Source organism: bacterium (assembly GCA_040755795.1).
Lineage (GTDB): Bacteria > UBA9089 > CG2-30-40-21 > CG2-30-40-21 > SBAY01 > JBFLXS01.
Genome location: JBFLXS010000114.1, coordinates 1 through 10549, shown reverse-complemented (window position 1 = coordinate 10549; position 10549 = coordinate 1). Strand labels below are relative to the sequence as shown.

The window sequence follows — 10549 nt, the reverse complement described above, 5'->3', positions numbered from 1 at the left end:
GGGCACAAAGTAGTAACGCAAAGGACACAAAGGGAAGAAAATAGGTGAAGCATTTTTTATCAACTCAACTTCAAAGGATAAGTTGCAAAAAAATCATCAGGCTTTTGAGCCTAATTTTGCCATCTTTAAGCAAAATAAACCGATTGATAAGGATAAAGAGAACTTTAGAAGTAGCATAAAATTTACGAAAGTCCAGATTATCTTATCTCTATATCTTCCTTATTTCCTTATCCCCCTTCGGACACTTCTAATGTATAACCTGAACGGTTACCTTTTCTGTTATCTGATTTATTTCTATGTCTTCTCTGTTCCTCTGCGTCTCTGCGGTAAATTACCACCTGAACGGTTGCTCACTTTCGTCACTTTTCTAATCTTACCTTAACTGCATTGGCATGACCGTCGAAACCCTCTAAATTAGCCAGATTAATAATTTCCTGTCCGTATTTAACCAATGCTTGTTTCGTGTAAGAGATGATACTTGAGCGTTTTAAAAAGTCTTCTACACCAAGTGGTGAAAAGAACCGTGCGGATTTACAGGTTGGCAAAACATGACTTGGTCCAGCAAAATAATCACCCACAGATTCAGGTGAATATTCACCAAGAAATATTGCCCCGGCATGTTCAATATTCCCTAATATTTCCATCGGATTTTTAATATGTAGTTCTAAATGTTCTGGGGCAAATTGGTTGGATATGTTAATCGCCTCCTGTAAGGTTCTGGTGATAATAATGGTTAAATTATCAAGGGAGTGTTTGAGTGTTTCCTGATGAGAAAGTAATTTTGACTGTGATTCAACCTTATTTAAAACAAGATTGGCTAAATCTGAAGAGGTAGTAAGAAGAACCGCTAATGAGAGTGGGTCATGTTCTGCCTGCGAGAGTAAATCAGCGGCGATAAATTCTGGATTAGCCTGTGCATCAGCAATAACTACTACCTCAGTTGGTCCTGCCACCATATCAATATCTACCTCACCAAAGACTATTTTTTTCGCCAGAGTAACATAGATATTCCCCGGTCCAACAATCTTGTCAACTTTATGAATAGTGGCAGTGCCAAAGGCTAATGCGGCAATTGCCTGTGCTCCACCAACTTTATAGACCTCATCTACCTGGGCTAACTTACTTGCCGCCAAAATATAAGGATTAATCTTGCCATTTTTGTCAGGCGGGGTACAAAGAATAATCTTTTTTACCCCTGCCACTTTAGCCGGGATAGCCGTCATTAATACTGTTGAAACATACGGTGCCCGACCACCCGGGACATAAATCCCAACTATCTCCATTGGCCGATAGCATTGTCCTAAAATCACACCATCTTCCTTTGAAACTGTCCAGGAATTAAAGGATTGATGTTTATGGAAGTTGGTAATGTTTGTCGCCGCCAATTCAAGATTCTGCAGAAATTCATTATCAACTAAAAATTCATCCTGGCTAACCTTTAAATCATCTAATTTTACTCCATCAAACAACGCTGTATATTTTAATAATGCGGTATCACCTGAATTGCGCACCTCACGAACAATCTCTTCTACCTTTTGTTTTATCCTTTCATCAATGAGATTGATGTTAGACCGCTCAAGAACTTTTTTAATCCTTTCGTTATTTTCTTCAAATCTAAGTATCTCCATTTTGCAATCTCCTTTTTGTGTAACCGTTCAGGATATAGCCACAGAGTCACAGAGAACACAGAGGGAATATATAACTACGAATGAACACAAATACAAAAAATTGTAGTACGAGGCTTTAGCCTCGCTTCTGGCAAACCAAAAGGCGAACTTAAAGATTCGCACTACATTTATGGGATGTCAGAGGTTAATTCGTGTGCATTTGTGGTTAATTTCCTTAATTCTCTGTGAACTCTGTGTCTCTGTGGCTGAACGCTTACCTTTTTGTGTCATAGTGGTTGTGGTTAATTAAATTACCAGTTACCTATAAAGTATACTCAAAATAAACCCATTAGTCAAGAATTTATTTGACAAATATAAAATATTAGGGTATAATTAAAGATATGATGAAAGAAAAAACACATATCCTGGTTGTAGATGATGAATGGGAAATAGTAGAAGTGATTAGAACTCTGTTAGAAGTAAAAGGTTATGAAGTTACTACGGCTCAAAGTGGGAAGGAAGCATTAGAGAAATTAGAAGAGAGACTTCCGCATCTAATTATCCTTGATATTTTAATGCCAGAGATGAATGGTTATGAAGTTTGTAAGAAAATAAGAAAAAGCCCTGTTCATAAACACTTACCAATAATTATCTTGAGTTCCAAATCTACCGTAGAAGATGAAATTGCCGGCTGGAGGATGGGGATTGATGAATATATCACCAAACCATTTGATTTAGAAGAACTTGTCGCTATCCTTGAAAGTATTATCTACCGCACCTATTTAGGAATTGATTCCAATCCACTTACTAAACTCCCTGGAAATAATAGTATTCGAGAGGAAATAAATAATTGTATTGAGAGCAAGAACCTTTTTGCTATCGGCTTTTTAGACCTGGATAATTTTAAGGCGTTTAATGACCATTATGGTTTTGCTAAAGGAGATGAGGCAATAAAACTGACCGCAAAGGTAATTATAAATGCAGTTCATAAGGTCGGAACTGAAAAAGATTTTATCGGACATATCGGTGGAGACGATTTTATCGTTATTAGCCATCCAGACAGAATTGAGATTATCTGCCAGGAAATTATTAAAGAATTTGATGCCGCAATCCCTGATTTATATTCAGCAGAAGATAAAGAGAGAGGTTACATTTTAGGCTTTAATCGCAAAGGGGAAAAAGAAGAATTTCCTATTATGAGTATTTCCATCGGCGTAGTCACGAATAAACAACGGAATTTGATACATTTAGCCCAGGTATCAACTATAGGGGCAGAATTAAAAGAATATGCTAAAACCTTCATTGGCTCAAATTATATCGTGGATAAAAGGATGAGAGAAGAAAAGGATAATTCTAAAGCAGAGTCTTTGTTGTTAGAAAAAGAAAATATTTTATTAGTTGATGATGACCAGGGGATATGCTCTATCTTCTCCAAATTTTTAGAAAGAACGGGTTACCTGGTAACAATTGCCCATTCAGGAGCTTCTGCTCTAACACAAATGAAGAAAAAATCATTTAATTTAGTGCTTTTAGATATAAAATTGCCGGATATGAGTGGATTAGAGGTGTTAAAGGAGATTAAAGCGAAATATGCAGATACGGTCGTAATTATAATTACGGGTTACTCCTCTATGGAAGTAGCAATTGAATCATTGCGGTATGATGCTTATGACTATTTAGAAAAACCACTTGAGATGGAAAAAGTAAGTGTGATAATTAAAAGAGGTCTGGAAAAACAACGATTGGAACTTAAGAACAAACATTTGCTTAATACCCTGACTAAAAAGAATGTTGAGTTGAATCAAAAATTAGACGAAATCATTAAGTTAAATAAAAATCTACAGGCACTCTACATCGGAGCAATGGCGGCTCTGGTTGGGACGATTGAGGCAAAAGATTATTATACTAAAGGTCATTCCGAGAGAGTGGCTCAGTATGCAATGCTGATAGCGAAGGAATTAAACTTACCACAAGATGAGCAGGAACTGATACGCTATGCCTGCCAATTGCACGATATTGGTAAAATTGGCATTCGCGATTATATCCTATCTAAATCAGAGGCATTAACTCAAGAAGAATGGGATGAAATAAAATTGCATCCAACAACATCGGTAAATATCATTAAGCCATTAGGATTTTTAAAAAGAGGCATCCCAGTTATCAAACATCACCACGAACGATATGATGGAGGTGGTTATCCGTCAGGACTATTAATGGATAAGATTCCATTAGGAGCACGAATCATTGCCGTCGCAGATGCTTATGATGCCATGACCTCGGATAGACCATATAGAAAGGCAAAGTCTAAAGATGAGGCAATTAAAGAATTAAAGAAAAACGCGGGTAGCCAGTTTGACCCGGAGATAGTAGCCGCTTTCTTAAAGGTGTTGGAGGGCCTCAAATAAAATGAATAAAGAAAGCCAAAAAGGGCAATCAACGGTTGAATTTGCCCTACTTCTGCCACTTTTATTAATAATTACTATCTTCATTATAGAAATTAGCCTGGTATTTCATAATTATTTAATTGTTACTCAGATTACTCGTGAATACGCAAGAGCAGGCGCACTTGGTAAAGAAACTCAAGAAATACGAGATGAAATTACTATCAGCGGCGACTCTCAGTTAGTTAAAACCTACTTTTTAACTGGCGAAATTTTAAATGAGGAAATTAATATTTCTCCCCCAACTGACGCAGAACGCGAAGTAGGAGGAAACATATCCGTTGCTATCCCTTATAAGGTTTCTATCTACATCCCAGTTTTTAGTAAAAAGATTAAGATGATGGGATTAAAGATGACTGGTACTTCGACGATGCGGATAGAAAAATTGCCGTAAGCGTTCAGCCACAGAGGCACAGAGTTCACAGAGAATTAAGGAAATTAATCACAAATGCACACGAATTAACCTCTGACATCCCATAAATGTAGTGCGAATCTTTAGGTTCGCCTTTTGGCTTGCCAGAAGCGAGGTTAAAGCCTTGTACTACAAATTTTTTCGACCTGTGCGGTTAGGTTTTAGGTTATTGACGCTGAAAGCGTCGAATTTTAAATAACCGTAGATGCAATCTACGGAAATAAACGCCAGTAAAAGTCGACCCTGAAAGGGTCGAATGTAATCCATGGTTAGAATTCAACCCTTTCAGGGTTGAGTAGTAAGCAGGAGTTTTTCTTCTCTCCGTAGATTTTATCTACGGTTATGTAAAAGTCAAACCTTTCAGGTTTGAGGGAATTTACTTGTAATTTCTAACCGCACAGGTCGAATTTTTTTGTATTTGTGTTCATTCGTAGTTATATATTCCCTCTGTGTTCTCTGTAACTCTGTGGCTATATCCTGAACGGTTACAAATTGCCGTAATGCCTCTTCAATCTTGAAGGTATGTGTTTACACTATGGGGGGTATAAATAACTCTGTAAGATTAATTAGGAACACTTATCAGGAGGGTGGAAAAATGAGAGAACGAGGACAGGTTGTCATATTTGTCGCTTTATTTATGATGGTTTTTTTAGGGGTAGCGGCATTAGCGGTTGATGTTGGGCGAGTTTATCTTTTCCAGACACAATTGCAAAATGCCTTAGATGCCGGCGCTTTAGCTGGTGCCTGGCAACTCCCTGATGCCCCTGGTTCAGCAACAACAGAAGCAATTAGATTAGTCGAGGCTAATGGTTTCCAGATTACCAATGAGGATATTCAAATAATTGATAATGGAACGATTACATTAAAGGTGTCAAAGGAAATAACTACGGTATTTGCCAGAGTGTTAGGGATAGAAAAGGCGTCTGTTACAGTTTGTTCTGCCGCTGTTGTTGTCCTTTACCCACCTTCCTATGTCTTTGACTATGTTTATTTTCTCAACAATTGGGGCTGGTTTTATGGAAGTGGCATCACGGCTAATGGTGATATTCGCTCAAATGGTGATTTTGATTTTAAATATGACCCAACAGTAGTTGGTGATGTCTATGCCTCTGGTGAGATTCGAGGCACATGGAAGACACCTGGCGGACAGGATTACAATGTGTATGAAGGGGTAGAGAAATTAGAAATGCCTAATTTACAAGCAATTGACTTCTATGAAAATTTAGCCTTTGAAAAAAATAGTTCTATTAAAATAGGAGATGAAATAGTGATTGATAAGGTTTTTGGGGATGAAGCAGGTGAATCAGGAAATATTATTCTTGAAGGCACTCCTTCTAATCCCATTGAGATAAAAGGACCTGTTGTTATTCGGGGTGATGTTATCGTCAAAGGCACGGTTAAAGGAACGGGAACTATTTATGCGGGTAGAAATATTTACATTGCCGCAGATATAGATTATAAAAATGCCCCTTCCTCTCCTCGACCAGACTCGGATAACCCAGAGGTCGTTGACCAGTGGGTTGAGGCAAATAAAGATAAAGATATTCTCGGTTTAGCCGCACGCGAAAATGTGATTATTGGTGATTATACCAAAGACCCTTATTTTGGATATTATGGAAACGATAAATGGTATTCTAATTACTGGCTATTTGATATGGGTTGTGAGGATGTAGGAGCAGATGGCATACCAGATACTAATGTCTGGATAAATGACCCGGAACACCCAGATGGAGGCTATTGGACAGACCCAACCGAAAATGATGGTATCTTTCAATCAAAAACCGAAGACCTTGATGGAGATGAAATATTTGACGATATGTATAACTGGTCGGATGTTCAAACGCAAGTGCCAATTACTGAGTTTTATAGATTACCTCCTGATACGGATGAATTTGGTGATATTGCCACAAATCACATCAATAAGATTGAATCTATCATTTATACCAATCATGCCTGTGCAGGTAGATTGGGAAATGGGGTGCATTTTAACGGTGCCATAGTCTCTAAAGACGAGGCATTAATCTATCGCAATACCATTACCCTTAATTATGATGAACGAGTTCACAGCCGATACCGAAAAAACCCAAACTGGTTGATAAACCTATGTCTGCCTGTCGGTTCAAAAGAGGTTCATCTGGTACCGTATTAGATTGCAGGTAACCGTTCAGGATATAGCCACAGAGTCACAGAGAACACAGAGGGAATATATAACCACGAATGAACACAAATACAAAAAGATTTGTAGTGTGAGGCGTTATCTTCGCTTCTGGCAAGCCACCGCACTCCATAACAATTCACCGAGAATTGCTGATTACCAGAGAAAATAGTTGACAGAGAAAGGTTAATATGTTATATTGATTATGGGGGGTAAAAAAATATCATTACAAAAACTAAAATATGTTTTTTTATTCTTTTCTTTATTGCCTTTAATACCACATATACCTTTGCCGAAGATAAAATTATAGAAAAGCTAAATAAAATTGAAGGGAAAATAGATGAGTTAACCATAAGGGTAGTGAAACTTGAAGAAGGACAAAAAACATTAAATAGTCGCATAGATGATTTAGACTCAAGTCTAAATAAACGCATAGATGACTTATCGGGATTGACCCATACCATGTTAGGGGGAATTCTCACATTACTCTGCGGGATGATAGCCTTAACGGGCTTTATTTTATGGGACAGAAGAACAGCTATCTCCCCGGTAATATCAAAAACAAAACAATTAGAGGAAAGATTAGAAGAGAGGGAGAATATTATTTTAGAGGCATTAAGGAAGTATGCCCTTAAAGAACCCATTAAAAGAAAGTAATTGGTAATTGGTAACTGGTAACTAATTACCAGTTACCAATTACCAGTTACCAATTACCAGTTACCAATTACCAGTTACCAGTTACCAATAAAAAGGAGCGATTGAGAATGAAGCAAGAAAAAGGATTTACCTTAATGGAATTAATGGTCGTTATTTTGATAATTTCTATCATTGCCGCTTTTGTATTTCCAACGGTATTCAAAAAGGTAGCTAAAGCAAAACGCATTGGGGCACAAGCTCAGATAGAGATATTTGGTGTTGGATTAGATAGTTACCGTCTGGATAATGGCCAGTATCCAACCACAGAACAAGGATTAAAAGCATTGAGAGAAGAACCAATTATCTCACCTTTACCTAAAAATTGGGATGGACCTTATCTTAAAAAGGAGATTCCATTAGACCCGTGGGGAAATCCGTATGTCTACATATCCCCGGGTGAACAAAATCCTGATGGCTATGACCTTATATCTTATGGTGCTGATGGAAAAGAGGGCGGCGAAAAAGAAGGAGAAGATATTGTTAGTTGGAAAACATCTACGGTAGAGAAAAAGGAATGATAAAATGACCAATTCTTTAACCTCGTTAGAGATAAAGATATTAAACTCTATCCAACATAATTTTCCTATCTGCCCACAGCCATTTAAAACCTTATCTTTTAATCTACACATTCCCAAAGATGAAATATTAAATCGAATTAAAGAATTAAAAAAACAGGGCGTTATCCGTAGAATTAGTCCATTGTTTGACACAGGTAAATTAGGCTATGTGGGAACACTGGTGGCAATGAAAGTTCCAGAAGAAAGAATAGAGAAAGTGGCTAAAATAATCGACAAATACCCAGAAATTACCCATAATTACGAACGAGATGATGAATACAATCTCTGGTTCACTTTAATTGCACCCTCAAATAAAGAGATTGAAAAAATTATCAGCCGCATAAAATCAGAAACAAAAATTAACCAGCTATTGAACCTTGAGCGGATAAATAAATTTAAAATAAGGGCTATCTTTCAAATAGACACAGTAACCCCGTTACAATTTGAAGAAGATGAATTTCAACCACCAAAAAAGAAAAAACCTGTTTCCCTTAATGAAATTGATTGGGTAATACTTAAAGAATTACAAGTTAGTCTTCCACTGGTCAATAAGCCTTATCAATCTATTGCCCGGAAGATAGGAATTAGCGAAAAAAAACTATTGGAGAAGATAGAATCGTATAGAAAATCAGGGATTATAAAAAGAGTTCGGGCGGTGCTTGACCATTATAAAATAGGAATTAAAGAAAATGTTATGGTTGTTTTAAAAGTAGAGCCTGAAAATATCTTAAAAGTGGCGACAATTCTAAGTCAATATCCTCAAGTAACGCATTGCTATGAGCGAACAATCTCTCCTGAGTGGGAATATAATCTCTTTGCAATGATTCACGCCAGGACAAAACAAGAATGTGAAGAAATAATCTCTTCAATTTTACAAAAGACAAACATCATTACCTATAAAAAATTATATACAAAAAGAGAGTTAAAAAAGGTAAATCCAGGGTATTTTGGAAATTGGGGTCAGACCTTGATTACAGAATTCACCAGTGTATATTCTTTTCTTGAAGATAGTGCAACTAAATATCCAGAAAATATAGCAATAGTCTATGAGAATAATAGAATTAGCTATACTCAACTTTATAAGTTGGTTTTAAAGTTAGCCTTTATTTTAGAAAAACAAGGGGTAAAAAAAGGCGAGCGGGTCGTTATCTTACTCAATAATTCTATTAATTATGTCATCTCATATTTTGCTATTCTAAAGATTGGGGCTATTGCTGTCGCATTAAATACAGATACGACATCATTGGAGTTAGAAGGGTTATTAAAAGATGTAGAACCAAAATGTGTTATCACAAATAAAACCTGCCTTCAATATCTCTCCAGAATTAACAATTTAGATTTTTTAATCATAGAAGAAAAGGCATTAAAAGAGATTTTAGAGCAAGAATATATCTTTCGGGATTCAAAAGTAATAATAAATGAAAATGACATCGCTCAAATAATCTATACCTCTGGCACTACCGGTAAGCCAAAAGGTATCATACTCACTCATTTGAATTTGATTGATAACGCCAATTCCATTATTGAGTATTTAAAACTGACTAAAGAAGACAGTCTAATGGTCATCTTACCATTTTATTATTCTTATGGGAATTCATTACTTTTGACCCATATAAAGGTTGGGGGGAAACTTGTCATATCCACACAATTTGTCTTTTTAAACAAAGTGCTGGAATTAATGATTAAAGAGCAAGTAACTGGATTTTCAGGCGTCCCATCATCTTATGCCTTACTTCTTCATAAGTCGAATATCCGCAACTTACAGTTTCCAGATTTGAGATATATTACCTGTGCCGGAGGTGCCTTGCCAAAAGAGAATATTTTACGATTGAAAGAGATTTTACCGGATGTAGAAATCTATATTATGTATGGTCAAACAGAGGCTTGTGCAAGATTATCTTATCTTGAGCCAGATAAATTAATTCTAAAACTTGGTTCTCTTGGAAAAGGTATCCCTCGGGTAGAGTTAAAGGTTAAAAATAAACAGGGGCAGGAAGTCCAGTTAGGAGAAGTAGGTGAGATTATTGCCAGAGGTAAAAATATAATGAAGGGATACTGGAAACAACCTCAAGAGACTAAAAAGGTTTTGAAGAAAGATGGGTTACATACAGGTGATTTAGCCACTGTTGATGAAGAGGGCTATATTTATATGGTTGGTCGAAAATCGGATATGATAAAGACCGGCGCTTTTCGCGTTAGCCCCCAGGAAATTGAGGATGTTCTGGTTAAACATAAGGATGTTATGGAATGTGGCGTTATAGGTGTGCCTGACCAAATTTTAAGTGAAGTTATTAAAGCATTCATCGTCTTGACTGATGATGCTCAGACGACGGAAAAGGAGATATTACGCTTTTGCAAAGAAAATCTCCCATATTATAAAGTTCCCGGTTATATAGAATTTATCCCTTCCCTACCAAAAACAAAATCAGGGAAGATAAAGAGATATGAACTTAAAAAGATAGGTTAAGTGTAATTTGTAGTAAAGTTTTATTTGCCTTTTTTTTACTTTTGTGGTATAATACTTAAAAGAAGGGTAACTATTCAGCATACCAAACAAGTAGGAAGTAGGAAAGTAGGAAGTAGGAAGAGGGGAAAATACTTCATACTATTTTACTCTTAATTGATTTGATTAAACCTATAAGCATCCTACTCACTTCTTCAGATATATCCCAAATGGATTG

The 10549-nt window shown here is 36.5% G+C and carries 8 protein-coding genes; 7 read left to right on the top strand and 1 reads right to left on the bottom strand.

The features are described 5' to 3' along the window. Positions 1 to 82 precede the first annotated feature (82 nt). The gene (locus tag AB1414_09030) at positions 83 to 382 is read left to right on the top strand and encodes a hypothetical protein (protein MEW6607583.1); all 300 of its coding nucleotides are present in this window, start codon (positions 83 to 85) and stop codon (positions 380 to 382) included. Here the strand turns inward: AB1414_09030 and hisD are convergent. Next, positions 360 to 1628: a histidinol dehydrogenase gene (hisD, locus tag AB1414_09025; GenBank protein MEW6607582.1), complete on the bottom strand. Its 1269-nt coding sequence runs from the start codon at positions 1626 to 1628 to the stop codon at positions 360 to 362. The genes AB1414_09030 and hisD overlap by 23 nt on opposite strands. 380 nt (positions 1629 to 2008) lie before the next feature. Between hisD and AB1414_09020 the strand changes: the two genes are divergently transcribed. The 6 genes from AB1414_09020 to AB1414_08995 all read left to right on the top strand — a co-directional run bounded on the left by AB1414_09020 (position 2009) and on the right by AB1414_08995 (position 10335). Continuing rightward, positions 2009 to 4012 carry a response regulator gene (locus AB1414_09020; protein MEW6607581.1) on the top strand — a complete coding sequence of 668 codons (2004 nt, stop codon included), beginning with the start codon at positions 2009 to 2011 and terminating at the stop codon, positions 4010 to 4012. A gap of 1 nt (position 4013) precedes the next feature. Beyond that, positions 4014 to 4442 (top strand): TadE/TadG family type IV pilus assembly protein, encoded by a 429-nt coding sequence (locus AB1414_09015; GenBank protein MEW6607580.1) that lies wholly within the window; start codon positions 4014 to 4016, stop codon positions 4440 to 4442. Between the two features lie 613 nt (positions 4443 to 5055). Continuing rightward, a complete protein-coding gene (locus AB1414_09010) occupies positions 5056 to 6609 on the top strand; it encodes a Tad domain-containing protein (protein MEW6607579.1) in 1554 nt (517 codons plus the stop codon). A 366-nt stretch (positions 6610 to 6975) separates the two neighbouring features. Next, positions 6976 to 7272 (top strand): hypothetical protein, encoded by a 297-nt coding sequence (locus tag AB1414_09005; GenBank protein ID MEW6607578.1) that lies wholly within the window; start codon positions 6976 to 6978, stop codon positions 7270 to 7272. A gap of 107 nt (positions 7273 to 7379) precedes the next feature. Continuing rightward, entirely contained in the window at positions 7380 to 7829 is a 450-nt protein-coding gene (gene gspG / locus AB1414_09000; protein MEW6607577.1) for a type II secretion system major pseudopilin GspG, read from the top strand. A gap of 4 nt (positions 7830 to 7833) precedes the next feature. Further along, complete coding sequence (locus tag AB1414_08995) at positions 7834 to 10335, top strand: AMP-binding protein (protein ID MEW6607576.1); 2502 nt, start codon at positions 7834 to 7836, stop codon at positions 10333 to 10335. Positions 10336 to 10549 lie beyond the last annotated feature (214 nt).